At 69.1% G+C, this 25,545-nt stretch carries 21 protein-coding genes; 10 read left to right on the top strand and 11 right to left on the bottom strand.

The window, feature by feature from the left end; translation table 11 throughout:
- Nucleotides 1-75 precede the first annotated feature (75 nt).
- Nucleotides 76-1,365, bottom strand: coding sequence for an acyl-CoA dehydrogenase family protein (locus ACIQE0_RS24440; RefSeq protein ID WP_366339687.1), 1,290 nt, complete (start codon nt 1,363-1,365; stop codon nt 76-78).
- Nucleotides 1,366-1,861: 496 nt separating this feature from the next.
- Here ACIQE0_RS24440 and ACIQE0_RS24435 point away from each other — a divergent pair, with 496 nt between their 5' ends.
- A complete protein-coding gene (locus ACIQE0_RS24435) occupies nt 1,862-2,821 on the top strand; it encodes a 3-hydroxyacyl-CoA dehydrogenase NAD-binding domain-containing protein (RefSeq protein ID WP_402335848.1) in 960 nt (319 codons plus the stop codon).
- A complete protein-coding gene (locus tag ACIQE0_RS24430) occupies nt 2,821-3,723 on the top strand; it encodes a YncE family protein (RefSeq protein ID WP_402335845.1) in 903 nt (300 codons plus the stop codon). Before ACIQE0_RS24435 ends, ACIQE0_RS24430 begins: the two co-directional genes overlap by 1 nt.
- Nucleotides 3,724-3,910: 187 nt before the next feature.
- On the opposite strand, the gene ACIQE0_RS24425 is transcribed toward ACIQE0_RS24430, so the two are convergent.
- Nucleotides 3,911-5,284: a molybdopterin-dependent oxidoreductase gene (locus tag ACIQE0_RS24425; RefSeq protein WP_402335842.1), complete on the bottom strand. Its 1,374-nt coding sequence runs from the start codon at nt 5,282-5,284 to the stop codon at nt 3,911-3,913.
- Nucleotides 5,285-6,101: 817 nt separating this feature from the next.
- On the opposite strand from ACIQE0_RS24425, the gene ACIQE0_RS24420 reads away from it, so the two are divergent.
- Genes ACIQE0_RS24420 through ACIQE0_RS24405 form a run of 4 tightly spaced genes read left to right on the top strand, consistent with a single transcriptional unit; the run spans nt 6,102 to nt 9,063 of the window.
- Nucleotides 6,102-6,980 carry a dioxygenase gene (locus tag ACIQE0_RS24420; protein WP_402335840.1) on the top strand — a complete coding sequence of 293 codons (879 nt, stop codon included), beginning with the start codon at nt 6,102-6,104 and terminating at the stop codon, nt 6,978-6,980.
- 2 nt (nt 6,981-6,982) lie between these two features.
- Entirely contained in the window at nt 6,983-7,516 is a 534-nt protein-coding gene (locus ACIQE0_RS24415) for a carboxymuconolactone decarboxylase family protein (RefSeq protein WP_402335837.1), read from the top strand.
- Nucleotides 7,513-8,046, top strand: a complete 534-nt coding sequence (locus ACIQE0_RS24410; protein WP_402335834.1) for a carboxymuconolactone decarboxylase family protein — start codon at nt 7,513-7,515, stop codon at nt 8,044-8,046. The genes ACIQE0_RS24415 and ACIQE0_RS24410 overlap by 4 nt, the downstream gene beginning before the upstream one ends.
- A gap of 39 nt (nt 8,047-8,085) precedes the next feature.
- Nucleotides 8,086-9,063, top strand: a complete 978-nt coding sequence (locus tag ACIQE0_RS24405; RefSeq protein ID WP_366329766.1) for a zinc-binding alcohol dehydrogenase family protein — start codon at nt 8,086-8,088, stop codon at nt 9,061-9,063.
- Nucleotides 9,064-9,289: 226 nt separating this feature from the next.
- Here the strand turns inward: ACIQE0_RS24405 and ACIQE0_RS24400 are convergent, their stop codons facing one another.
- The 3 genes from ACIQE0_RS24400 to ACIQE0_RS24390 all read right to left on the bottom strand — a co-directional run bounded on the left by ACIQE0_RS24400 (nt 9,290) and on the right by ACIQE0_RS24390 (nt 13,523).
- Nucleotides 9,290-9,883: an isochorismatase family protein gene (locus tag ACIQE0_RS24400; protein WP_402335830.1), complete on the bottom strand. Its 594-nt coding sequence runs from the start codon at nt 9,881-9,883 to the stop codon at nt 9,290-9,292.
- Between the two features lie 273 nt (nt 9,884-10,156).
- On the bottom strand, nt 10,157-11,113 hold the full coding sequence (locus ACIQE0_RS24395; protein ID WP_402335827.1) for an LLM class flavin-dependent oxidoreductase: 957 nt from the start codon (nt 11,111-11,113) through the stop codon (nt 10,157-10,159).
- Between the two features lie 469 nt (nt 11,114-11,582).
- On the bottom strand, nt 11,583-13,523 hold the full coding sequence (locus tag ACIQE0_RS24390) for a glycoside hydrolase family 5 protein (RefSeq protein WP_402335824.1): 1,941 nt from the start codon (nt 13,521-13,523) through the stop codon (nt 11,583-11,585).
- A gap of 14 nt (nt 13,524-13,537) precedes the next feature.
- On the opposite strand from ACIQE0_RS24390, the gene ACIQE0_RS24385 reads away from it, so the two are divergent.
- On the top strand, nt 13,538-13,888 hold the full coding sequence (locus ACIQE0_RS24385; RefSeq protein WP_402335821.1) for a glycoside hydrolase family 36 N-terminal domain-containing protein: 351 nt from the start codon (nt 13,538-13,540) through the stop codon (nt 13,886-13,888).
- Between the two features lie 111 nt (nt 13,889-13,999).
- On the opposite strand, the gene ACIQE0_RS24380 is transcribed toward ACIQE0_RS24385, so the two are convergent.
- The gene (locus ACIQE0_RS24380) at nt 14,000-14,560 is read right to left on the bottom strand and encodes a GNAT family N-acetyltransferase (RefSeq protein WP_402335818.1); all 561 of its coding nucleotides are present in this window, start codon (nt 14,558-14,560) and stop codon (nt 14,000-14,002) included.
- 112 nt (nt 14,561-14,672) lie between these two features.
- On the opposite strand from ACIQE0_RS24380, the gene ACIQE0_RS24375 reads away from it, so the two are divergent.
- Nucleotides 14,673-15,410 carry an ArsR/SmtB family transcription factor gene (locus ACIQE0_RS24375; protein WP_402335815.1) on the top strand — a complete coding sequence of 246 codons (738 nt, stop codon included), beginning with the start codon at nt 14,673-14,675 and terminating at the stop codon, nt 15,408-15,410.
- Between the two features lie 331 nt (nt 15,411-15,741).
- Nucleotides 15,742-16,857: an oxygenase MpaB family protein gene (locus ACIQE0_RS24370; protein ID WP_366329759.1), complete on the top strand. Its 1,116-nt coding sequence runs from the start codon at nt 15,742-15,744 to the stop codon at nt 16,855-16,857.
- A 355-nt stretch (nt 16,858-17,212) separates the two neighbouring features.
- Here the strand turns inward: ACIQE0_RS24370 and ACIQE0_RS24365 are convergent, their stop codons facing one another.
- From ACIQE0_RS24365 to ACIQE0_RS24350, 4 genes are all read right to left on the bottom strand, one after another.
- A complete protein-coding gene (locus tag ACIQE0_RS24365) occupies nt 17,213-19,147 on the bottom strand; it encodes a potassium transporter TrkA (protein WP_402335812.1) in 1,935 nt (644 codons plus the stop codon).
- A gap of 388 nt (nt 19,148-19,535) precedes the next feature.
- Complete coding sequence (locus tag ACIQE0_RS24360) at nt 19,536-20,756, bottom strand: cytochrome P450 (protein WP_402335810.1); 1,221 nt, start codon at nt 20,754-20,756, stop codon at nt 19,536-19,538.
- A gap of 13 nt (nt 20,757-20,769) precedes the next feature.
- Nucleotides 20,770-22,164, bottom strand: coding sequence for an NAD(P)/FAD-dependent oxidoreductase (locus ACIQE0_RS24355; RefSeq protein WP_402335807.1), 1,395 nt, complete (start codon nt 22,162-22,164; stop codon nt 20,770-20,772).
- Complete coding sequence (locus tag ACIQE0_RS24350) at nt 22,161-22,388, bottom strand: ferredoxin (protein WP_366329755.1); 228 nt, start codon at nt 22,386-22,388, stop codon at nt 22,161-22,163. The genes ACIQE0_RS24355 and ACIQE0_RS24350 overlap by 4 nt, the downstream gene beginning before the upstream one ends.
- A gap of 404 nt (nt 22,389-22,792) precedes the next feature.
- Between ACIQE0_RS24350 and ACIQE0_RS24345 the strand changes: the two genes are divergently transcribed.
- Complete coding sequence (locus ACIQE0_RS24345; RefSeq protein ID WP_366329754.1) at nt 22,793-23,632, top strand: SDR family oxidoreductase; 840 nt, start codon at nt 22,793-22,795, stop codon at nt 23,630-23,632.
- Nucleotides 23,633-23,656: 24 nt separating this feature from the next.
- On the opposite strand, the gene ACIQE0_RS24340 is transcribed toward ACIQE0_RS24345, so the two are convergent.
- Nucleotides 23,657-25,474: a glycoside hydrolase family 15 protein gene (locus ACIQE0_RS24340; protein WP_402336113.1), complete on the bottom strand. Its 1,818-nt coding sequence runs from the start codon at nt 25,472-25,474 to the stop codon at nt 23,657-23,659.
- Nucleotides 25,475-25,545: the final 71 nt, after the last annotated feature.

Genomic DNA, 25,545 nt, shown 5'->3' with positions numbered 1-25,545 from the left:
CTCCTAGTCCTCAACGGGGTGGCGCGCGGCGCCCGGGGCCGGCCCGCCGGCACGGGACGCCGCGCTGCACGCCGGTCAGTGGCCGGACGCCACGGGTACGAAGGCGCTGTAGCCGGTGATGTCACGGCCGACGATCAGCGCCTGAACGGTGTCGGTGCCCTCGTACGTGTCGATCGCCTCGATGTCGCACAGGTGCCGGGCCACGTGGTAGTCGAGCAGGATCCCGTTGCCGCCGAGCATGTCGCGGGCGTCGGAGAGGATGGCCCGGGCTCGTTCGGTGTAGTGCATCTTGGCAAGCGCGACCCGGGGCATCGAGTACTCGCCGTCGTCCAGGAGTTGGCTGAGCCGGTACTGCATGCACAGCATGTCGGTGATGTCCGCCAGCATCCGCGAGAGCCTGTACTGGATGAGCTGGAAGGCGGCCAGCGGCATACCGAACTGTTTGCGCTGCTTGGCGTATGCCAGCGCCGTCTCGTAGCCGGCGATGGCGGCGCCGACCGATTCCCAGGCGACGCAGAAGCGCGAGGCGAGCAGGACCTTCTCGGTGTCGCGGAAGGTGTGGACGTTCGCCAGCCGGTTCTCGGCCGGCACCCTGACGTCGACGAGGGAGATCTGTGCGTTCTGGACGCAGCGCAGAGCCGTCTTGCCCTTGATGACCTGGGCGTCGAACCCGGGTGTGCCCTTTTCGACCACGTAGCCACCCACGTGTCCGTCGTCGCCGCGGGCCCAGACGATCACGTAGTCGGCGAAAGATGCATTGCCGATCCACCTCTTGTGACCGTTCAGGACGTAGGAATCGCCGTCCCGACGCGCGGTCGACTCCAGCTTGACCACGTCCGAACCGTGTGTGGGCTCCGTCAGACCGAAGGCGCCGATCTTCTCCAGGCGTGCCATCGGTGGCAGGAAGCGCTGCTTTTGCTCCTCGGAGCCGAGCAGCGCGATCGACGTCATGGCCAGGGCGGAGTGGACCCCGGCGAACGTGGACATGCTCAGATCGCCCCGGGCCAGTTCGAGGATCACCATGCCGGCCGTCACGTTGCTCATTCCAGGGCAGCCGTAACCGGGGATCTGAAAGCCCGCGATGTCCAGTTCCGCCAGCTTGGGCACCAGCTCGAAGGGGAACTCCGCCCGCTCCCAGTACGGGTTGATAACCGGAATGACCTCCCGGTCCATGAACTCGCGGACCTTCTTCCGCAGGGCCCGCTGCTCGTCGGTGAGCAGCTTGTCCAGCAGGTAGTAGTCGCTGTACTCCGGGCCGCCGAGTACCGGCGGCTCCACCTCGGACGGCCCTTTGCCGGAGCCCGGGAATGCGCCGCTCAGGATGGTCTCGCCCGCATCGGCCGCCGGGCCGTGTGTCGCTTTCATGTGCCCTCCTCCGATCGGGAATCCGGTGGCATCAGTGGCATCGACGCTAGAAGGGAGTAGAGCCGCAGCCATTGGGCGCGGAATACCACGTTGCTGATCAAATTGGTTCTTTCACGCCAATCCGCCAGAGCGCCCTCGCGCGCCCCCCTTGCAGGACGGCGCGGGCGGACCCGCGGCGCCGTCCTGGCCGTTCGGGCCGACCCCACGGTTTCCCCTTTCAGAACCGGGCCCCGTGGTGTCCACCTCGCTACGGACGGTCGTGCGGCGACACCTCGGACACGGAACACGTCAGCACGCTCCGTGCCCGGGACCCCGCATCCGTCACGGGGAACCCCGCGGGTCGGCGGCGGACGGGGCAGCGCACCTGCCCTGTACCGCGGCACCAAGGAAACACGCGAATCCTGGGCGCACAGCCCGATGCGTCGGCGCACCCGCGGACCGAGGGTTGCCCTGTGCACACCCGCACCCCCGCACAATTCCAGGAGCAGTGACCAGCATGAAAGCGCACAGGTCCGTCCACCGCGTGGCGATCGTGGGCACCGGCACCATCGGTGCGAGCTGGGCGGCGCACTATCTCGTCCGGGGCTTCGACGTCACGGCGACCGACCCCGCCCCCGCCGCGGAGACTGCTCTGCGGTCGTACGTGCAGGCGGCCTGGGACGCGGCCGCCTCGATCGGGCTGGCGCCCGGAGCCTCGCCCGACCGGCTGCGCTTCACCACCGACCTGCACCAGGCCGTCGCGGACGCGGACTTCGTACAGGAGAACGCGCCTGAGCGCCCGGAGCTCAAGGTCAAGCTGTTCGCCGACATCGACGACGCCTTGCCGCCCGACGCGATCATCGCGTCGAGTTCGTCGGGCATCACGATGAGCGTCATCCAGGCCGAGTGCCGACACCCGGAACGGAGCGTCATCGGTCATCCCTTCAACCCGCCGCACATCGTGCCGCTGGTCGAGGTCGTCGGCGGGAAGAGGACCGCGCCGGAGACGATCCAGGACGTCATGTCGTTCTACGCCGCGATCGGCAAGAAACCGATCCACCTCAAGAAGGAACTCCCGGGGCACGTCGCAAACCGCATCCAGGTCGCGCTGTACCGCGAAGTGGTGTACCTGGTCCAGGAGGGAGTGCTCGACGTGGCCGACTCCGATGCCGCGGTGTCGTGGGGGCCAGGGCTCCGATGGGGTGTCATGGGCCCCCACCTGCTGTGGCATCTCGGCGGAGGAGAAGGCGGCATCCAGCACTTCATGGACACCCTCATGCCGCGCATGGTGGACGCCTGGCAGGACCTGGGCACCCCCGATTTCACGCCCGAGCTCCAGGAGACGATCGTCAGCGGTGTCCTGAAGGAGGCGAACGGCTACACGGTCGACGAGCTGGCCGACCGGCGCGACGCCATGCTCTCGGCCCTGCTGGCCGTGCGCGCCCGGCACGGCCCCGAGACGCAGGAGGGACCGTGATGGAGGGCCAGGACAGACTGTTCGTGCTCGAGGCGAGCAGCGGCGGTCGCCTGTTCTCCGTGAACCCCGACGGCTCCGACAAGACGTTCCTCGTCACCGGGTGCAGGATCCCCGACGGGGTGGCCGTCGATGTGGCGGCCGGGCACCTCTACTGGACGAACATGGGTGTGCCGCCGGAGAACGACGGCTCGATCGAGCGTGTGGACATGGCCGGAGGCAACCGAAAGACGATCGTCCCCGACGGCGGCACGCACACGCCGAAGCAGCTCCAGTTCGAGAGCGCCGGCAGGAGGCTCTACTGGGGTGATCGCGAAGGCATGCGTGTGATGTGCTGCGACCTCGACGGATCGCGCGTCGAGACTCTTGTGCAGACGGGCGAGGGTGAGGACGACCGCCGGGACGAGACCAGGTGGTGCGTGGGAGTCGCCGTCGACCCGGTCGGCGGACACCTCTACTGGAGCCAGAAGGGCCCGAGCGACGCGGGCCAGGGGAAGATCCTGCGGGCCGGAATCGACCTGCCCGCAGGAGAGAAGGCGACCGAACGCAGCGACATCGAAGTGCTCTTCGAAGGGCTGCCGGAGCCGATCGACCTCGAACTCGACCACGCACAGCGCATGCTGTACTGGACGGACCGCGGGGACCCGCCGCGGGGCAACACCGTGAACCGCGCGCCGGTGCACCCGCCGGACGGCAGGCATACGTCCGAGATCCTCATGACTCACCTGATGGAAGGCATCGGCATCGCCCTCGATCCGGACGGCGGCCGGATGTACGTGACCGACCTGGGCGGCAGCGTCTATGCAGCCGGCCTCGACGGATCGGACCGGCAGGAGGTCCTGGTCGTACAGGGCAACCTCACCGGCATCGCGCATGCCGTGCTGCCGAGGGGAACGAGCGGCTAGGTCTACTCGGCCCGACACGGTGCGCCGGCACAAGGGCCTCGGCCGGCCGACGGCGGGGCGGTGCCAAGTACATCCTCACGGCGGGTCGGTCGCGAGGGCCTGATGGCCAGCCGCGACGACGACAGAGCCTGCGCAGGGAGCGGCCTTGCACGGCTGGGCGGAGGGCCGGCGGCGGACGCGCGCGGGGCTACGGCATGTCGCCGGTCGGGAGAACGATCAGCTCCAGGGGATGGTGTCCGTTGTACCCCAGCCCGTGTTGGTTCCACACGACGTCCTCGGGGCGAGGCTGGATGTTGCCGGCCGTGTCCTTGGCGCGCGTCATGATCCGGTAGTACCCCGGCCGCACGTTCTGCCACGGCAGCGCGAAACGAACCCACATGAGGGGTTCGGGCGTACTGAGGAGCTTCGCCTCACGCCACGGAATCACAGTGGTCCACGTTTGTGGCCTGAGGAGTTGCTCCACGGTGACGTCGACTCGATCGACGGACCCGGTGCCGGACCAAGCACGACCGTACAGCGTGTGGTTTCCCGGCATGAGGGTGCGTTCGGGGTCGTGCTCGACGGCACTGCGGACGGGAGCGACTGTGGGGCGGACCGGGGTGGGGTAGTCCGGACCGACGAGCACCTGGTTTTTCGCTGGACCCGTTATCGGAATGCTTCGCTTCGATGCCTGGATCTCCCCCAGCCATTTGACCATGTGGTTGCCGCCCCAGCCGGAGAACAAGACGCGTACCGGATACCCGTGGTCGGCTGACAGAGCAGTCCCGTTCATGCGGTACACCAGCAGCGTGTCGTCCTTGAGAGCCTCCTCGGCGCGAACGACCTGTGAGTAGTGGACTGTTCCGCCCGGATCACCGGGACTGGATATCTCGTCGAGTCCGATGAACTTCACCTCGACCGCACCGTGGGCCCCGGCTGCGGCAAGTACGTCTTTGACTCGTACTCCCGTCCACTCAGCCGCGGTCACCGCACCGAAGTGCCACTGGGTGAAGCCTTCCGGCAGCCATTGATGGCCGGCTCCCGAGGGCGGGAGCTTGGGGAAGAAGGACGCGCAGTTCGCACCGCAGTCGAGGGTGCGTCGCAGTGTCACCTGAGGCATTGCCGACAGTTCGGCGTACGTGAACGACCGGGGGCGGGTGAGTGCGTCTCCGGTAAGCCTGAGCCGCCACGTCTTGACGCCGATGGCGGGCGGCTTTGCCCGATTGTGGATATAGGACCGGTCATTCGGGATGGTGTCCCCGTATCGCAGGCTCGGATCGCCGGAGACTGCGGCGGCGCCGACCGGACCCCATTTCATCTCGTACGAACCGTTTTCCCGCCGGACGAAATAACGAGCCGGCGTCGCCTGGTCTACGAGCTCTTCTTTCTCAGCTGATGACGGTGTGGCTGCATCCGAGGGCCTCGACGCCCCGAGGGTGACATAGGCACCCATACCGGCCGTGGCGGCTCCAGCCGCCGAGAGTTCCAGGAATCCACGGCGGGAATATCGGGCCGTGGGTGGCAATTTCCTCGCGCCATCGTCGGAGAATTCGTTGCAGTCCGACCGATCACTCGCTGACATATGTCCACCCTCGTGCACAGAATTGCTGCGGATCTCTTGAGGTGATCCAGTATGGGACCTGGCGACAGAACGGAGTTTATTCGGTCAGCCGTACGCTCGCATGTCGTGGATCGCATCGGACCTGCACTGCGGAGGGCACGCGAGGCCGTCGGTGCGCCTCCCGCCAGGAGTTCACCGGAAGCGCGACGACGATCGCACCGAACTCGCGCTGCCCACCGGCTTTTTCACAGGTCCGATACAAGCGCAGTGCGTCGAGAAAGACACGAAGAGGACAGGCAAGCCCCCTTGCAGCTCAGCAGAACAGAGGGGGAGGCACACAAACGCCCTTCCCTGACGCACAAGACGCACGCAGGATTTCCGGATCAGGTCGAACTGGCAAGCAGGGGCGCCCTCTTCGAGACCGCTCCCCGAAGACGTCCTCATGGTGCCAGTATCGTGATCTGCTGGTCCTGACTCACCCGCAACCGGGCACTCCGGTGGTGTGGCGCGGGAACATCCGAACGTGCACCTGGTTCCAGGATTCGCCGACAACCGCCGCACTCTGCCGGTTCACTTTCGGCAACCACGAAACCTCCGGCTCATCACACCAGCGAAGCACTCCTCCGAAATCCGGCGTGAGCGGTCCCCCGGAGCAGACCTCGCATAGGCGACCAGAGGCCACCTCTTCGGTGACGGGGCGCATTGCGCCAGCTGGCGGAGGTTCTCGATCGCTGTCGAGCGAACAGCGGTAGTTGTCTCATCGGGTCGTTGGACGAGTTCCGCAGGCGGCGCAAGATGGTCCTGCGCGGGGCGGCACTTGAGCGACAGGAGAGATGCGATGTCCATCGATCTGACCGCGGCCTCGATCACCGAGGTGGTGCAGAAGACTTTCGAAGGCGCAGAGGATGAGCGCGTCAAGGAACTGCTCGTTCGTCTGGTGCAGCACCTGCACGACTTCACGCGGGAGGTGCGGCTGACCGGTGAGGAGTGGTTCAAGGTGATGGATTTCCTTGAGCGTGTGGGCAAGACCTGCACTCCGACCCGGCAGGAGTTCGTGCTGCTGTCCGACATTCTGGGCCTGAGTGTCCTGGTGGACCTGATTCACCATCCAGGTGGTGGGTCGGCGACGGATTCGACGCTGCTGGGCCCCTTCTACGTCGAGGGCCGGCCGACGGCGAAGAACGGATCGGACATCTCCGGTGAGGTCGACGGGCCCCCGCTGTTCTTCAACGGCCAGGTGCTCGACCCGGACGGCAACCCTGTGGCCGGCGCCAAGGTGGACACCTGGCACAGCGACGGGGAGGGCCTCTACGACGTGCAGATGCCGGACAAGCTGCACGGTCAGCTGGCCATGCGCGCCTTGCTGACCACTGACGACGAGGGGCGGTTCTGGTACCGGTCGGTGGCCCCGCGGTACTACCCGGTCCCGACCGACGGGCCGTGCGGGGAGATCCTGCGTGCCGCGAACCGGTCGCCGATGCGCCCGGAGCATGTGCACTTCTGGTTGCATGCCGAGGGTTTCGAGCCACTGATCACCATGCTGGTCCGCAGGGACGACCCCTATGTGGAACGGGATGCGGTCTTCGGCGTCAGGCGGTCGCTGGTGGTGGATTTCGTCGAGCACGACGCGGGAGAAACCGCCCCGGACGGCACTTGCATGGACGAGTCGTTCCAGGTGGTGGAGGGGACGTTCGTGCTGGCCAGAAAGGAGCGCTGACGGTGTCCCGCATCCCGCTCACCCCCGTCGAGTCGGTCAGTCCTGCCGCCCGTGACTTCATGCGCCGGCACGGTGAGTTGAACGTCTTCCGCCTCCTCGCAGGCGCTCCGAAGGTGTTCGACGGCTGGAGCGCGATGGTCGACGCCCAACTCGGCAGCCGCACTTTCGGCCCGCGGCTCCGCGAACTGGTGGTCCTGCGGACCGCCCATCTCCAGCGCTGCGCCTACCAGATCGCCCAGCACACCTCTGTGGGCCGAAGAGCCGGGATCAGCCCGGCGGAGATCAGCGCGCTCAGTGCCGAGGGACCGGTTACCGGCTTCACCGAGCCGGAGAGCACCGTGCTGGCCTTCGTCAGCGAACTCTGCACGACCGGCACCGTCACGCAGGAGACCTTCGCGGCGGCCCGCACCGTGCTCGACGAGCCGGAGCTGAGTGAACTGCTGCTCCTGGTCAGCCTGTACTACGGGCTCGCGATCGTCCTGAACGCAGTCGATCCGGACATCGATCACGACGCCCGGCTGGAGACCTCCTCGTGACCCGCATCTCGTACTGCACCAGCATGTCCGACCAGGTCCGCGGCCTGGTCGCCGAGCGCGGCAACCTGAACGTCTACCGGGCCCTGGCGCACGCGGGCGAGCCCTTCGCCGGGTGGATGCTCGCCGGCCGCGCCGCCCTGACCAGCACGGTGGTGCCGGCACGCCTGCGTGAGCTGGTCATCCTGCGCGTCGGGCACCTGATGCACTGTCCCTACGAGATCGCGCAGCACACGCACCTGGCCGAGGACTGCGGTATCGGATCTCGGCAACGCGACGCCCTGGCCGCCGACGGCCGGCTCGCCGAGGGCGAGTTCGGCCCGGCTGAGCTGGCCGTGCTGGAGATGACCACCGAACTGGTCACCACCGCGACCCTGGCACCCGCCACGCTGGACCGGGTGCGCGAGGCGCTCGACGACGAGCAGCTGTTGGAAGTGCTGATGATCATCGGCCGGTGGAGCGGGCTGGCCTTGATGATCAACGCGCTCGATGTGGACATCGACACCGACACACGCTTCTCCCTCCCCCACTGACCAGCGGATCTCTTCCCACACCCAGAGAGGACAGCGAGCATGCGCGCGCTACGCTTCGAGCGATTCGGCGGCCCCGAGGTGCTGAGTGTCGCTGAGGTCGCGGACCCGGTCGCCGGTGACGGCATGGCGGTCGTTGCCGTCAAGGCCGCCTCGGTCAACCCCTCGGACGTGATGGCCGTGTCGGGCCGCATGGAGGACACGGTCCTCCCCCGCGTTCCCGGCCGTGACTTCGCGGGCATCGTCCTGGAGGGACCCGACGACTGGGTCGGTGCCGAGGTGTGGGGCACCGGGGGCGACGTCGGGTTCAGCCTCGACGGCTCGCACGCAGAACGCATCGCCCTGCCCGTCGGTGCCCTGGCCCGCAAACCCGGAATCCTGGACTTCGCCGAGGCGGCGACGGTCGGCGTGAACTTCGTGGTCGGCTGGCTCGGTGCGATCGAGACCGCCGGACTCGCCGCAGGCGAGACCATCGCGGTCTTCGGCGTCTCAGGAGGCGTGGGCGGAGCCGTCGCGCAGATCGCCCGTGCCATCGGTGCCCGGCGCATCGTGGGCGTCGCCCCCCACGCCCCGGCGGCCGGTACCCCCGCGGCCGAGGTCATCGACGAGTTCGTGCCCTTCGACGACGCCACCGATGTCCCCGCCGAGATCCGGCGCATCACCGGCGACCGGGGCGCCGATGTCGTCTACGACGCCGTGGGGGGCGTCACCACGCCGTCCGCGGTCGCGTCCCTCGCCCACCGCGGACGTCTGGTCGTCATCAGCGCCATCGGCACCTCCACCGCCGAGATCGACCTTCGGGACTTCTACCACCGCGAACTGCGGATGCTGGGCGCCGACAGCCGCAAACTGGACGTGACAGCCTCCGCCGAGCGCCTCAGGCGGATCAGCCCCCACTTCGAGCGCGGCCAGTTCAGGCCGCTCCCCGTCGCGCAGGCCTTCGACCTCGACCACGGCCCGGACGCCTATCGCGCGGTGGCGGAGAAGAAGCTGCGCGGCCGGATCGTCATCCAGCCCTGAGGCAGCGGAAGCCCGTAGCCACCGCTGTGGCCGAGCCTCGCAGGGGCACCAGGTTCGCCGTCCCGTCCTGGGACACGGTGGTCACCAAGGCGATCGGCCGCCGACCGGGCCGCGGGCGCGCGGCGTGCTGATGCCGTCGTATCGGCGACGACAGGGGCGTTCGGATCGGCCCACAGTGCGAGGCGGGCTTGGCCGTACATGCCAGGCGGGAGGCGGTGTTCGTCGATCAGGAGAGGACGACCGGATGGCCGGTCAGCTGCACGCCCGCATGCCTCATCTCGTCGACGGCCGCGCGGGTGGTGCCGGGAGCGACTCCGGCGGTGTAATCGAGCAGGACGCGGACGGCGAAGCCGGCACGGATGCCGTCCAGTGCGGTGGCCTTCACGCAGTGGTCGGTGGCGATGCCCACGACGTCGACCGCTGTGATCTTGCGGTCGTGCAGCCAGTCGGCGAGCGGGGCTCCGCCCTCGGTCGAGCCTTCGAAGCCGCTCTTCGAGGCCGAGTGGGCGCCCTTGTAGAACACCTCGTCGACGGTGCCGTCCGCGGTGACGGGCGCGAAGTCGGGGTGGAATTCGCTGCCCTCGCTTCCGACCACGCAGTGGACCGGGAACGAGTTCGAGAAGTCCGGGCGGTCGGAGAAATGCCCGCCCGGGTCGATGTGGTGGTCGCGCGTGGCGACCACATACGCGTACGTGCTGCCCGCCGAACGCCGCGCCAGTTCGGCGATGGCCGCCGCGCGGTCCGCGCCGCCCTTCACCGGGACGCTGCCGCCCTCGCAGAAGTCCTTCTGCACATCCACCACGATCAGTCCACGTCGCACGGCTCGTCCTCATCTGTCGCGTGATACCGGCCCGCAGAAATGATGTGCACACACACCGGATGGTCGTCGGCGGCGCTGCGCCGACTGCCCCGCCCGTTCCTCCAACGAGTGGGGCCCAGCAGACACAGTGCGGTGGGCGCACGTCGTGCCGCAGGTGCTGCCCGTTACCCGGCCGGATCTGCGATCACGACAGGCTCCCGGAGGCACTGCCTTGGGCCGGGCAATCTGCTCACGGACTCTTGGTGCCGGCCCCGCTGAACGGTGGGGACGTGGTCACAGCCCTGCGGCGGCCTCAAGGAATTGCTCGAGCTCGGCGGGGATGTCGGGTCCGCTGGGCTGGTAGATCAGCTCGGTCACGCCTGCTTCGGCGACCTCGGCAAGACGCTGCCGAACCTCTTCGCGGGTTCCCGTGAACGTCGTACGCGGAACCGCCTGCCAGCTCCCGGCCCGCCAGGCGGCGCGGTCGGCCTCGTTCAGCCCGACCAAGTGCTGTGCGTGAACGGCCAGATGGCTCTCCTGCGGATCGGTGCGCTCGATCGACTGCAACCACTGCTCGCCGCCAGGCATGCTGCGCACGTCGTGGCCGGCTTCGTGGAGGAAGTGGTACGCGAGTGCGTTCCCCGGGCCCGCCGCGGCCATGACGTGCGGCGAGTTCAGCGCCTCGCCCTCGGCCAGTACCGTGCCGTGAACGGTCAGCGCCGCCCAGGAGAAGTCCCGGGCGCCCGACGTTTCCTCGTTGACGGAGAAGAGCCCGTCGCCCAGCTCACGGGCGACGGCGAGTCCCTTGGGCCCCGTGGCCGAGATGGCGATCGGGATCGCGATCGGGCGCTCGGGGGCATGGCCGGACGGGTGCATCATGCGGAGGCGGGCGCCTTGCCATTCCACCGTCTCCCCCGCGAGCAGGCCCCGGAACGCGGTGAGGTATTCACGGAGATATGCCCAGGTGGCGGGTTTCGCTCCCATGGCGCGTGCGCTGGTGAAACCGGTTCCGAAGGCGACGGCGGTCCTTCCCGGGGCGAGTGCGGCCAGACCGGCGGCCCCCGCCGCGTTGACCATGGGATGGCGGAGTGTCGGTACCAGCACTCCTGGCCCGAGGCCGATGCGTTCGGTGCGTTCCGCGGCGAGAGCCAGCAGCATCCACACATCGGGACTCTGGTGCGGAGTGTCGTAGAGCCACGCGCGCTTGTAGCCGAGCCGCTCGGCGGCAGCGATGTGGGCGGGTGCGTCCAAGGAGGATGCAAATGCACTGGAGATCTTCACTGCGCTCCTCTGATGACGTGCGTCCTGACGGACGACGTTGGTGAATTCTCAGGCTGCTGCGGTCTGTTAAACGGTTGCGGACGACGTCGGCAACGGGCGGATCGATCCGGGCCCGGCCGACGCGAGCCGGACGGGCCTCGTAGGGCACATCGATGGACGTCGCGTCGCGGCCCGAGGTGGTGGAGAACTCAGCCCGCCGGCACCGGAACCGGTGACAAGGGCAGGTTCAGCGGGCTTGGGTGGGCAAGCCCTGGCGCGGCCTGGCCGGCGTCGATGTCCATGCCCTTGGCGACGGTATGGACCTGGCTGACGTGTTCCCTCGCGGCGAGAGCCGTGTGGCCGCGACGCGTTCCACCTCCGCGCGCTCGGTGGGGAGGTGGAACGCGTCGGCCGCAGTGTTGGCGGGGTAGCGCCACCTGGTCGGTCGGTGTGGGTTGGATCAGGTGAGGGGGCGGCACAACAGGGCGTCGGGGCGGCCCTGCTGGAGCGACTTCCAGGTCATGGCGACGCCGGCGACGTACTCGTTGTCGGCGCACTGGCCCTTGTAGTCGTTCTCGGCCCAGTCACTGCCCTTGGCGCCGCCGGTGGTGGGGCGGTTGTCGCCCTGGTCGAACCACACGCTGCGGCCCTTGGTGGGCAGCGGGGTGGCGGAAGGGGCGCAGAGCAGGGAGACCATGGCGGGGCCGTTCATGCTGTACCCGACCGCGAAGCTGTTGACCGGGCACTGGAGCTTGTTGTAGCCGTTGGCCCAGTCGCCCTGCTGGACGTAGCGCTCGTCGTCGACCATCTCCCAGACACCCGTCGCCTTGAGCGGCTCGGCGACGTCGGTGCACAGGCCGCGGCCGTGGCTGTGGCTGAGTCCGATCAGGCGCTCGGTGTCGGGGCAGTTGCCCTTGGAGTTGCCCGGGCTCCAGTCCGCCTTGGCGAGCATGGTGCGGGAGAGGTTCCAGTCTCCGTGGTCGATGTAGACGGTGTTCCAGTGGTTGACCGGGGCGATGGGGCCGCTCTTGGCGGGGGCGTTGACCAGCTTGTTCCAGTCGGTGGCCCGCCAGTCGCCGTCGTCCTCGACGCCGGTCCTCTTTCCGGACGCATCGTAGGAGATCAGCGCCCAGTTGTCGTTCGGCGTGCCCTTGTCGTCGCTCCAGCCCACCAGCGGCCACTGGGCGAAGTCGGTGTCGTTCTTCACCAGGATGTCGGTGAAGTTCTTGAACCAGGCCTTCTCCTTGGCGTCGGTGGAGCCGCGCCCGGCGGCACCGAACTCGCTGACCCACACCGGGGCGGTGAAGTGCTTCCCCTCCTCGGTGACGAACAGCCCCTCGTTGTTCACGACTTGGGCGAGCTGGTCGGGGGTGAAGTCCTCGTAGCGCGGATCGTCGGTTGATCCCGGGCCGCTGCCCGCACCGGTGTTGGCCGGGCCGGTGTAGCCGTAGAAGTGCACGGCGTAGACCAGCTTGTTCGAGTCGATCAGTGTGTGGGAGAGGGTGCGGACCGGTTTGAGGTCCGGACGCTGGTGGGGGAAGGGGGCTGCGGGGATGCCCTGCCAGTTGATGCCCTCCATGATGATCAGCAGGTCCGGGTCGGCCTGGAGGATCTTGTTCCCGGCCTGCTCGAAGGCGGTGTACTCGTCGTGGGCGTCGCCCCAGCCCCAGTTGGCGTCGTCCCAGGTGTCCCGGCGGACCTCGTTGCGCAGGTCGGCACCGACCACGCGCTTGTTGGCCTGGTAGCGCTTGGCCATGAACACCCAGTCGTCGATCCACTGTTGGGTCGACTGTCCGCTGTTCCAGCGCTCGTTGCCGTCCAGGCCGCAGCAGAAGCGGTAGCTGGTGGTGTGGTTGTTGAGGATCACCGCGAAGCCGTCGGCGGTCAGCGCCTCGACGACGGCGTCGAACACTTCCAGTGGCGTCTTGCCCTTGAGCTGCGGGTTGGCCGCGACCGCGGGGTCCGGCACCACGGTCTTGTCGTGCACCAGCGCGTTGGCGAACGGCAGCCGGACGCTGTTGATGCCGAGACTGTGGAAGTCGGCCATGATCTGGCGGATCGGGGTCCGGTCCAGGCCGAGCGGGATGTTGTTCGACTTCTGGTGCGCCTGGTGGTTCGCCACGTCGTTGACGTCGCCGCTCCCCTGGTACGTCCCCTGGGCGCCCGCCCAGTTGCCGGACTTGAGCTTGAAGCGGTCGCCGTTGGCGCCGACGATGTACCGGCCCCGGGTGCTGAGCGGACCGGTCCACGAGGCCGCGAGCCCCTTGCCCGTCAACGCGGTGGGCGCCGAGGCGGGAACGGTGTCCGGAGCGGCGGCGGCTCCGGGAACCGCCACGGCCAGCAGCGCGGCGGTGGCGAGCAGCGCGGGTATTCCACGCGTGACGGATTTGACGGTTCTCATGGAGCCCTCCGGGTGTGGTGGGGGTGAGGGAGCAGGGCGGTACCGCCCCCAGGCCGACGGCCCGGGGCCGCGGCCTCACCAGCCACCATGCGTGCTCATGGCTGACCGTGGACGACGGCACCGCCGCCGAGGAGCACGGCGAGGTACGACCCACCGCCCCCTCCTGGAGCGGCAGTTGGCGGATCACCGTACACCGCAAGCCGATAGGCCGCACTACCATGACCGGCGGCTTCGGCCACGAGGGGCTGGTGAACGTCGGTCCGGTGAGCCACCTCAACCCCGCCGCCGGGTACGGCCGTTGGCCCCGCGCGGTCGAGCTGCTCCGCGAACTCGCCCTCGCCCCTTCGCCGTTCCCGCCCGGCTGATCCGGCCGATCCGGCCCATTCCGGCTGATCCGGCTGAAACCGCTGAGGTGAACGAGGACGTCTGCATACGTCCCCGGTCAACAGTCCGCCGCGGCCCCGGGGCATGAGGCCTCAGAGTTCCTTGGTCATGAAGACCCGGCTGGTGCCGGCCGGCATGCACGGCACCTCCCCCATGCGGCGCCAGCCGTTGCGTTCATAGAATCCGGGCGCCTGGAAGCTGATGGTGTACAGGACGGCGGACCGGCAGCCCCGCGCCCGCCCCTCCTCCTCGGCCCGGCGCAGGATCGCGCTGCCCAGGCCCGAGCCACGCAGCTCGGGCGGCAGGTGGAAGAGGTCGATGAACAGCAGGCCGAGGGAGGTCCGGCCGGTCAGGCCGCCGAGGATGCGGCGGGTGCCGGGGGCGCGAACCAGGACGGCCAGCGGAAGGCGGTCGTCGATGCCGGTGATGCCGGTGTTGAAGCGGTCCAGGGCGTCCGAGATCACCGCCGTGGCGGAGGGACCGGGTGCGTCGGTGAGGACGAGCTCCGGCGCGGGCCTGCTTGGCAGGTCTGGTGCGGGCGAGGGCGTGCGGGCCATGGCGAGAGCAGCGTCCGCGGGCGGGGCCAGCGGGCTGGCGGCGTGGGCACCGGGAACCGTGCAGCGTCGCAGGTACCGGGTGATGAGTCGCACCATCGGGCGTTCGTGCTCCTTCGGAGGGCGGTACGGGGGGGCGGTTCAGGGCGGGGAGCGTAGAACGCCGTCGGTTCGGTGCCGGCCGAACCGACCCTCCGGGATACTCGGGGGCATGGCGGCTGACAGACCGAGCAGGCCGGACAGGACACACCACGACGTCGGCGTCGACCTCGCCGCAGTGGCGCGGCTGCTCGCGGAGGACACCCGCGCCGACATCTGCCTGGCCCTGCTGGACGGCCGGGCCTGGACGGCGCGCGAGCTGGCCCGGCATGCCGGGGTGGCGCCCTCGACGGCCACCGAGCACCTGAACCTGCTGGTGAGCGGCGGCCTCCTGGCCGAGGAACGGCACGGCCGCCACCGCTATCTGCGGCTCGCAGGCCCCAAAGTGACGGCGCTGATCGAGAGCCTGGCCGAACTCGCCCCGCGCCGCCCCACCCGGCCCGCGTCACTGGGCGCCACCGGCCGGGCGCGGGCCCTGGCCCGCGCCCGGCTCTGCTACGACCACCTCGCGGGCACCCTCGGCCTGGCCGTCACGGACGCCTTGGTCGCGGGTGGCCTGATCACCTGGGAACCGGAACCACGGCTCACTCCCGCAGGAGCGGCCCACCTCACCGAGCACGGCATCGCACTACCCGCCACCACCCGGCGCCCGCCGGTGCGCTCCTGCCTGGACTGGACCGAGCGCCGCCCCCACCTCGGCGGCGCCGTCGGAGCCGCGATCTGCTCCCACGCCCTGGACGCGGGCTGGGTCACCAGAATCGGCACGGGCCGCGCCCTGGCACTGACGGAACCGGGCCGCCAGGCATTCCACGACTGCTTCCACGTCCCGGAGGACCGCCTCCCGACCTAGTTGCCGCATCAGCCGACGTCGGCCCCGCCCACGATCTCGCGAAGGCCCCGTCTGTTCGCTGCCGGGTCCGCGCCCAGGCAGGCGGATCACGTGACCCGGCACCTCCTGGCCCACCGCGGCAGCGGACCCCGAGCGGCCGGCGGTCTTCGCCGGACCCTCCATGCGTTCCTGGTGTGCCCTTCCGCTGAGGCTCCGCTGCCGCAGTGCGTGAGGTTCGCAGAGCGGCCGCGCGGTGGATGCGGGCGACGCGCCCTCGTTCGGTTGAGGCTGCCGCCTGGCTCGGAGTGCGGTGATACGTGTACGTGTCCCTGCAACCTCGACGGAGGACCACATGGCTGCCGACGGCTGGACGGATCAACTGCTCGACCAGATGCGCACCAACGGCGACCCGCTCGGGGACGCCGCCATCGCCGAGACGTACGAGCTGGGACAGCAGGAGCAGGTGCGGCAGACGCTGCTCGGTTTCGGCCGGAACGGCGACGCCGTGCCGGCCGGACTGTCGCCCAAGCTCCAGCAGTACTTCGAGGAGTCTGCCGTACTGCCGTCCTGGGCGGATCGAGCGCAGATGGAACGCGGTCACGAACTGCTCGGCCGATACCAGCCGTTGATCACCGCGATTCTGCTCTGCGGCTCGCTCCCGCTCTGCTACACCTGCGGCAACGGGGCCGAAGTGCTCGTCCGCTCCCAGCGCCTCACCTCCGGGGTGTACCGACGGCTGGCGGAGACCTCGCAGTTCGTCGTGGACGTCCTCGACAACGACGGCCTGGGGCCGAGCGGTCGCGGGCTTCGTTCGGCCCAGAAGATCCGCCTGCTGCACGCCACCATGCGCTACCACGTGTCCCAGCTCGGCGACTGGGATGCCGCCAGGTTGGGGGTGCCGGTCAACCAGGAGGACCTGGCCGGCACGCTGATGAGCTTCTCCGTGGTGATCCCGAGCGGCCTCGCCAAGCTGGGCGTCGAGCTGCTGCCCGAGGACCGGGACGCCTACTTCCACATCTGGCGGGTGATCGGCCATGTCCTGGGTGTCCACGAGCAGCTCAACGCCGCCACGTTCGATGACGGCTCGGCCTTGTGGGACATCGTCCTCACCCGGCAGCAGCGTCCTTCGGAAGCCGGCACCGTACTGACGAAGGGCGTCCTGGACTTCATCCGCGAGGTGTTGCCGGTCCCGCCGGGAGTGGGGCCCACGCTGATCCGGCGCCTGACCGGCGACAAGTCCGCCGACGTCGTCAAGGTGCCCCCCGCGGACAGCCTCACCCAACTCGGGCTGGGCGCTGCCGCATTGCCCGGCTTCGGGTACGGCAAGGCGGGCGACACGCTGCCGCCCGCCGCGAAGGTGGCGAGCCAGCTGGGGTTGCTGATCTTCAAGGAGGGACTGCTGCTGACCAACAAGGGCCGCCGCCGCGAATGGCAGGTTCCCACCGGCCTGACCGACTCACCGTCATGACCTGATCGCAGCCGCCCTTCTTCCTGGCCGGCTTCCACTCCCGGGCGCCCCACCAGGCCCCGCGCTTGGAGCGGCACGAGTGAGACGTCGGGGCGATTTCTGCAATGACGGGACGCCGACCTGGCAAGCCCCGTCATTGTCAGGTCCACCGCCCCCGAACGCAGCGGCCCGAGGAGCGTGCCGATCGCGGGCCACAGCATGGATACCGCCCGACGACGGGATCCGTTCGAGGCGGCCATGGCCCGTTGATCGCGGCACTGAGTTTCCGATGTGAACTATGTTTGCGGGCCCGGCAGTTGGTGTCGGGCCCGCTGTGGGTCTTCTCCGCGAGGACCGCTGGACGATCCCGCCTGTTCTACGGCGTCAGTTGCGCCGATGCGGCGCTGCTGGACTCGTCCCTCGGTTCAGGCGCGTTCGCCGTCACTCGGCCGTCCTCTGCGAGGACCACGATGGTGTCGCCCTCGCCCAACGACAGGGGTGCGGTCTTGGCGGGGTTGAGGATGACCCCGTAGGCCGGGGGTTCGTCGCTGTGTCGGGCGAGGCGGTAGCCGATGGCGGTCTCTCCGCGTTGCCGGGCCACCTCGATGACGGTGGCGAAGTTCGCCGGGGTGCCCGGGGTGAGGTAGCCGGTGGCCGGCTTGAGGTAGATCTCCGATCCTTCCGGGTCGAAGAGGTCGGTGAAGACGGTGTGGAGGTGGCGGTCCTCGGTGAGCTGGGTCAGCAGCATGCTGATGATCTTGGTGCTGACGATGAAGTCGTCGGCCTTGGTGACCTGGGCGATCTCGCGGTTGGCGTCACTGTGCATCTCGGTGACGATGGAGTACGGGCAGTTGGTCAGCAGGGCGATGTCGCGCAGGTGGAGCAGGGTCACCAGGGTGCGGTCGTCGGCGCGTTCGGGGTCGGTGTCGTCGGTGAGGACGATGATGTTGCGGTAGCGGTCCAGGCCCAGGGACTCCAGGGACGGCCGGAGGGTCGGCGTGCAGGGCTTGTATCCGACCGTCAGGTTCTCCAGCTGCACCCCGAAGTCCTCGTCGGGGCGTCGGGAGGCCGCGATGTCGAGCGACGAACCGGTCTCCACCAGGCGGTCCAGCAGCCTGACGATCTTTGCGCCGCGGCAGTTCCAGCCGATGACGAGGGTGCGGTCGGGGGTCGGCGGCGGGCTGGCGGGTTCGGCGATCGCCGTCTCGACGATCGCCGGGCGGGAGTCGGCGAGCCGGATGAGGGTGTCGTCCTCGGCGACCACGAGTACCTGGTCCCCGCGGCCGATGGCGGTGTCCATCGGGGGGTTGATCAGGGGCTCTCCGTCGGCCTTGCGCAGGCCGACGGGGATGCCGAGGTCGAACCGGTTGAGCGCTTCCCCGTAGGTGGTGCCGGCCAGTGCGGTCGCGGGGTACGGGTAGAACTCGTTGCCGACGAAGCTGAGCAGTTCGCCGAAGACGGTGGACAGGCCGGATTGCCGGTGCGACTGCACGATCAGGCGTACCGCGATGTCGTCGGCGTCGATCACCAGCGCGTCCTCGCCCGCGGCCAGCCGGGCCGCCGCCAGGTTGGGGGAACTCTGCACGGCCGCCACGATGTTGGGGCGGGCGCCCTTCCAGCGGCGGCCGTTGAGGAGCAGCAGCACCTTGATGACGTCGGTGTCGCTGTCGTTCCCGACCGAGGGCAGCACCATGACGGACTTGGCCGCGTCCAGGCTCACCAGCTCCAGGTCCGTCCGCTGCAGGGGATTGCCGGAGCGGCAGATCACCCGTGTGCGGCCGGTCTCCGGGATCCGCCGGCGGATCTCGTGCTCCATCGCGACCTTGTCGCGGTCGGCGAGGATCACCACGCAGGAGCGCCGTTCGCTCTGGTTGGCCTCCACCAGTTCCGCGATGACCGTGAAGACCTGCTCCGACCAGCCCAGCACGACGGTGTGCCCCTGCTCGATCAGCCGCGACTTGCCCTTGCGCAGTGCCTGGATCCTGGCGTCCAGGCCGGTGGTCAGCACACCGATGAGGGCACTGACGATGAAGATCCCGCCGATCGTCACCGTCAGCATCAGCCCCAGGAACACCGGTCCGCCGGTGTCCCCGCCCATCGTCCCGGGGTCGAGCGTCCGCAGCAGACTCATCCAAGCCACGCCCGGCCAACCGCCGTTGGCCTCGGTGTCCGAGTCGGTGAACACGGCCACCAGGACGGTCACCACCGCGATCAGGGCGACCGAGGCCAGGCCCAGCCAGCCGATCAGGGCCGGCGTCCCCCGGTCCATCGTGCCGTCGAACCAGTACCGCAACCGGTCCCTCAATCTCACACGCACTGCAGAAAACCCTTTCCCTTCACCAACGGACCACATTTTCTGTGACCCCGTCAAAACTAGCGTGATGAGGGGGAGTTATGCCTGGTCGCCGGCCTTGGGGCAGTCGCCGTCGTGCGCCGCCGGATGGCTGTCCCTGACCGGCGCACCCGGCGCGGTCCTCGGCCCCGTGCCTGGACCACCGCGCGACATCGGATATTCGGCCTCTTGCCGGCGCCTGGCGAGCAGCGCGTCCGCCCTTCGGGAACCCGGGGGATCCCGCCCCGACTACTTGGGCGGGGCCTCCTCGCCCAAGGGGCGAGGTGCTGACGAAACGGCCCGCCGCCGCGGCCTGGCCGGGTGCTCTGCCTGGCCAGGCCGCGGTCCCCCGGCCTCGGCTGCCGCGCTAACCGTCGCCCTGCCTGATGTGCAGATGGATCGGTCCGCGGAGCACGGGGCTGCGTCGGTACGGGGGTGGGTCGGCGACGAGCCTGGGACGGTCGAGGCGGTGTACCAGTTGGCTCAGTGCGATCTGGGTTTCCCTTCGGGCCAGGGGGCCGCCGAAGCACAGGTGGATGCCGCTGCCGAAACCGAGGTGCTGGTTGTCGCGTCGATCAGGGTCGAAGCGGTCGGGGTCGTGGAAGTGGTTCGGATCGCGGCTGCCCGAGGCCAACATCAGCATGATCTGCGAGCCCTTGGGGATGACGGTGTCGGCCACGGTGATGTCGCTGTATGCCGCCCGCCAGGGAATGATGTGCACGGGAGGCTCGTAGCGCAGCAGTTCCTCGACCAGCGGCACGATCAAGTCCGGTTCGTCGCGCAGTCGTTGCAGTATCTGCGGATGGCGCAGCAGCGTCAGCATGCCGTTGGTGATGAGGTTGACGGTGGTCTCGTGGCCGGCGATCAGCAGCAGGTTGGCGGTCGAGACGATTTCCTCGTCGGTCATCCGGCCGTCGGGTCCGTCGTCGTTGGCCAGGCGTGTCAACAGGTCGTCGCCCGGCTTCCCGTGGCGTTGCTCCAGCAGTCCGCTGAGGTACTGGCGAAGGTCTTTGCGGGCCTGTACGCCCTTGTCGAGTTTTTCCTTCGGGTCGGTCTCGGGGTTGTAGTCGATCGAGTTGATGAGGTCGTCCACCCAGTGGTGGAACCTCGGTTCGTCCTCGCGCGGCACGCCGAGCAGGTGGCAGATCACGGCGACGGGGAAGGGGTAGGCGACGTCGTCGACGAGGTCGATCTGCTCCTTGCCCGCGCAGTCGTCGATCAGGCCGCTGACCGTGGCGGTCAGGGCGTCTTCCATGCCCGTCACCAGCCTTGGGGTGTGCGGGGGGCCGAAATGACGCATCGCCAGTCGCCGCAGGCGGTCGTGTTCGGGTGGGTCGACGTTGATGAACGACGGCTCGGCCTGTGACGCGACCCCGGGCGCCGGGCGGGAGAGATTGCGGGTGTCCGAGCTCAGGTGCGGGTTGTGGAGCAGGTCCGTGATCTCGCGATAGGTGCTGATGACGTAGCTGCCGTCCTCCTGCCGGGCGACCGGCGTCTTGCGCAGCTCGGCATAGAGCGGGTAGGGGTCGGCCCGGGAGGAGTAGTCGAGGATCCGGCGCAGCATGTCGGACGCCTGGGTGGTGGTCATCTCGGTTTCCCTCCTACCGGTGCTGGTAGAACGCGGCCGTGACGCGCCGCTCACTGGGGTCATGACCGGTGACGACCACGGTGGCGCCCTGGGCGAGCAGGGTGGGGCCGGGGAAGTCGACGGGCACCGGCTTCATGTCGGCGGGCTGGTCGGGTGCGGGGCACGGCGGGGGGAAGGGCGCGGCCGTCTCGATGAGCCGCCGGTAGTGGTCCAGCCACTTCGCATTGTTGAAGCTCACTGCCGCGGTGACGCGGCCCCGGTAGCCGTATGCGGCGACGAAGCGGTGGTCGGGCACCGATCCCTGGGTGACGACCACCTCGTCGGCGAAGGTCGGCACGCCCACGGACTTGATGTTGACGCCGAACTGAATCGACCAGAACAGCGGGAGGGTCAGGTGGGGCCAGCGATCCGCTTGGCCGCTGACCATGTTGTGCGCCGCGACCTCGGCCTGTTCCACGGCGTTGGCCCAGTGTTCCAGCGAGATGAGCCGGTACTCGTAGATCGGATTCGGGCAGCGTGCGACGTCTCCGGCGGCGAAGATGTCGTCGGTGATCAGGCCGTTGAGGTCGAGGGCGCGGCAGCCGGTGTCGCAGGCGATTCCCCACATGCCCGCCGCCAGTCCCGAGTCCCGCAGCCACTCGGTGTTGCGGATGCCGCCGAGTGCCACCACCGCCACGTCGGCGTCGATCGTGCTGCCGTCGTCGAAGTGTGCGCGGCGAAGGCGCCCCTGTGCGTCGCCCTCGAGCTGGGTGACCTTGACTCCGCAGCGCAGGTCGACGCCGTTGGCGCGTTGCATGTCCGCCGCGACCTCGCCGATCATGGCGCCCAGTGCCCCGACCAGCGGGGCGGGCGCGAGTTCGGCGACGGTCACCGGGATGTCGCGTTCGCGGCAGATGGAAGCGATCTCGGAGCCGGTGAATCCGGCGCCGATGACCAGGACCCGGGAGGGGCCGGCGGCGAGGGCTCGTTGCAGGGCCTCGGCGTGTTCGCGCGTCCGCACGATGTACACGCCGTCCAGGGCCGCCTCGCTCTCGACGAACCAGGGCCGGGCCCGAACTCCGGTGGAGATCAGCACCCGGTCGAAGGGAACCTCGCGTCCGTCGGCCAGTCGCACGTGGTTGGTCGCCAGGTCCAGTCCGCCGGCGGGCACGCCCAGCAGCCACTCCGCGTCGATGTCACGGCGTCGCGGCAGCTTGGTGTTCGCAGCCGGCACCCACCCGTTCAGTACCTGTTTGGACAGCGGGGGCCGGTCGTAGGGCTCGCCCAACTCGTCGCCGATCATGGTCAACGATCCGGTGAATCCCTCGTCGCGCAGCGCTTCCGCGGCCCGCAGTCCCGCCAGTGACGCCCCCACGACCACGATGCGGCCATCGCGCCGGAACGCTTGCAGGTTGTCGGCGCTGGTCATGACGGCGTCGCCTCCGCCGCCGCGTCCCGGCCCTCCAACTGGTCGACCAGAATCGCTTGGACCGGGCAGGCGGCCGCGGCGCGCTGCACCCGGTCGCGCTGGGCGTCGTCGGGATTCGGGTCGTACATCAGCGCTTCCTCGCCGTGCATCCGGAACGCGTCCGGAGCCAGGAAGGCGCACTGCGCGTACCCTTCACATCGGGAAAGATCAACGACAACTCTCATCCCGACCTCCACAGAGGCTGCGTGCTGCGGGCCCGGATGCTGGCGCCGTTTCGGCGTGCAAGGCGCGAGACGGCCGGCGAGAAGAGAGGTGGCCGTCGCCCATCCTCCGCGGACTGCGAGGGGGCGGACCGCGTTCGTCGGGTCGCCGCAGAAAGAATTGATTTTCGCGTATAGGCGACCGGCGGGTGAAACCGCTCAGAGAGCCTGACCTTGCTGCCAGACAGCCTATCCCGGGCGCACATCGTCCGCATTTCGGGAAAGGCGGGGCCCTGGTCGGGTCGTCCGGCCGGCGCAATCTGCCCATGTCCGGCGTGTGGCTTGGGCTTTCGGATGGTTCCGTGGCGTCAGGAGTCGCCGGACTCACCTGAGGTCGTGAGACCGGCCGATCGAGGAGGAGAACCGGCGTGAGCGTCACTCAGGGTGCCCCTCAGGGCGTCATTCCCGCGCAGCTGCTCAAGGGCCAGACGGCTCTGGTCACCGGCGCGAACTCGGGTATCGGCAAGGCGACGGCCATCGGCCTGGGGCGCGCCGGGGCCGACGTGGTCGTGAACTACGTCGCCGGGCGCGAGGCGGCGGAGCGGGTGGCCGAGGAGATTTCGGGGTTCGGAGTGCGCGCGGCGGCGTACGAGGCCGATGTGTCCCAGGAGGACCAGGTCGTCGCGATGACCCAACGGATGGTTCAGGAATTCGGGACCGTGGACATCCTGGTGGCCAACGCCGGCCTGCAGCGAGACGCCGCGTTCACCGAGATGACGGCGGCGCAGTGGCAGAAGGTCCTGGACGTCAACCTCACGGGCCAGTTCCTGTGCGCGCGGGAGGTGACCAAGGAATTCCTGCGGCGGGGGGTCGTTCCCGAGGTGTCGCGATCGGCCGGAAAGATCATCTGTATGAGCTCGGTGCACCAGCTCATCCCCTGGGCCGGTCACGTCAACTACGCGGCCTCCAAGGGCGGCGTGCAGATGATGATGGAGACGCTCGCCCAGGAACTGGCCCCTCACAAGATCAGGGTCAACGCGGTCGCTCCGGGTGCCATCAGGACGCCCATCAACCGCAGTGCCTGGGACACTCCCGATGCCGAGAAGGACCTGTTGCAGCTGATTCCCTACGGTCGCGTCGGTGATCCGGAGGACATCGCCCGCGCGGTGGTCGGGCTCGCCTCGGACCTGATGGACTACGTGGTGGGCACCACGCTCTACGTGGACGGCGGCATGACGCTCTTCCCCGGCTTCGCCACGGGCGGCTGAGCGGCTCGGCGGCCTTGGTGGTGGTCAGTCGCGCTGCCGGTCGAGGGCGTCGTCGAGGGTGGTGGCTGCCATGATCAGCGACAGGTGGGTGAATGCCTGCGGGAAGTTGCCCAGCTGCTCGCCGCTGGGGCCGATCTCCTCGGCGAACAGGCCGACGTGGTTGGCATAGGTCTGCATCTTCTCGAAGGCGTAGCGTGCCGGGCGGATGCGTCCGGCGCGGGCCAGAGCGTCCACGTAGAGGAAGGTGCAGAGGCTGAAGGTGCCTTCGGCGCCGCGCAGACCGTCCGGGGAGGCGGCGGGGTCGTAGCGGTAGACCAGGCTGTCCGAGACCAGCGTGCGCTCCATCGCGTCCAGGGTCGACAGCCAGCTCAGCGTCCTGGGGGCCAGGAACCCGACGCGTGGGACCAGCAGCAGCGAGGCGTCGAGGACGTCGCTGCCGTAGTGCTGGACGAGGGTCTGCTCCTTCTCGTCCCAGCCTCGCTCCATCACCTGTTCGAGGATCGCGTCGCGGGCCGCGGTCCAACGAGGGGCGTCTGCGGGGCGGCTGTGCTCTCTCGCCAGGCGCAGCCCCCGGTCAAAGGCCACCCAGGCCATCACCCGGCTGAAGGTGAAGTCCTGGCGCCCGCCACGGGTCTCCCAGATGCCCTCGTCGGGGCGATCCCAGGAATCGGCCAGCCAGTCCAGCGTCCGCGCGACGTTCTTCCAGCCGTGGTAGCTGCCGCCCATGGCGGCCTCCTGCCCCTCCGACAGGGCATAGAGCGCCTCTCCGTAGATGTCCAGCTGCAGCTGGTCGGCGGCCGCGTTGCCCGCGCGCACCGGTGCGGAACCCCGATAGCCCTCGAAGTGCGAGAGCACCTCCTCCGACAGCTCGGGGTCTCCGTCGACGCGGTACATGATCTGCAACGGTTCGCCGTCGGCGCCCTCCCGGGCCTGGAGGCGGTCGCCCATCCAGCGCGTGAACTGCGCCGCCTCCTCGGCGAACCCCAGGTCGAGCAGGGCACGCACGGACAGGGAGCCGTCGCGGACCCAGGTGTAGCGGTAGTCCCAGTTGCGTTCGCCACCGATCTGCTCGGGCAGACCCATGGTGGCGGCGGCGACGGGAGCACCCGTGGGTGCGTAGGTGAGCAGCTTGAGCGTGATGGCGGAGCGGTGCACCACACCGGGCCACCGGCCGTGGTACCGGGAGGAGTGCACCCAGTCCTGCCAGAAATTCACCACGTCCCAGAACTGCTCCATCGTCCGGTCCGGGGTGACCGGCGGTGGGGGGCCGTCCTCGGGCCCGCCGACGGTGAACGCCGCCGCGGCCAACTCCCCCGGCCGCAAGGTCACCTCGCCCCGTATGTCCGTGCCGTCCTGCTGGAGCGGGAAGGTGCTCTGCAGATGGGCGGTGATGTCCGGTGCCTGGAACGTGGCGGTGCTGCCCTGCAGGTCGAGTCGGTGGGTGGCCCGGCCGTAGTCGAAGCGCGGGCGGCACTCCAGGGTGAAGTGCACCGTGCCGCGTACCGCCCGCACGCCGCGGATCAGTACGTGCCTGTCGGTGGGCGTGCCGGTGCGGTCCGGTGGCATGCAGTCGAAGACCTCGCCGACGCCGTCCGGTGACATGAACCGCGTGACCAGGACGGCGGTGTCGGGGTAGTAGAGCTGCTTGCAGACGGTGTTCCGGCTCTCCGGCGCGAACAGGAAGTAGCCGCCGCGGTCGTGGTCGAGCAGGGCGGCGAAGACGCTGGGCGAGTCGAACCGGGGGGCCGCGAACCAGTCGACGACCCCCTGGGACGAGACCAGGGCGGCCGTCTGCAGGTCGCCTACGAGGCCGTGATCTGCGATGGGCGGGTAACGATCCATGATCATTCCGTCTCCCTCGGCCCCTCATCCCACTGTCCCTCCTGTGTGTCGGGACCGCCATGGGAGGGAGC

Source organism: Streptomyces sp. NPDC093097, from assembly GCF_044754325.1.
Classification (GTDB): Bacteria; Actinomycetota; Actinomycetes; order Streptomycetales; family Streptomycetaceae; genus Streptomyces.
This window is presented reverse-complemented; position numbering and strand designations above follow the sequence as displayed.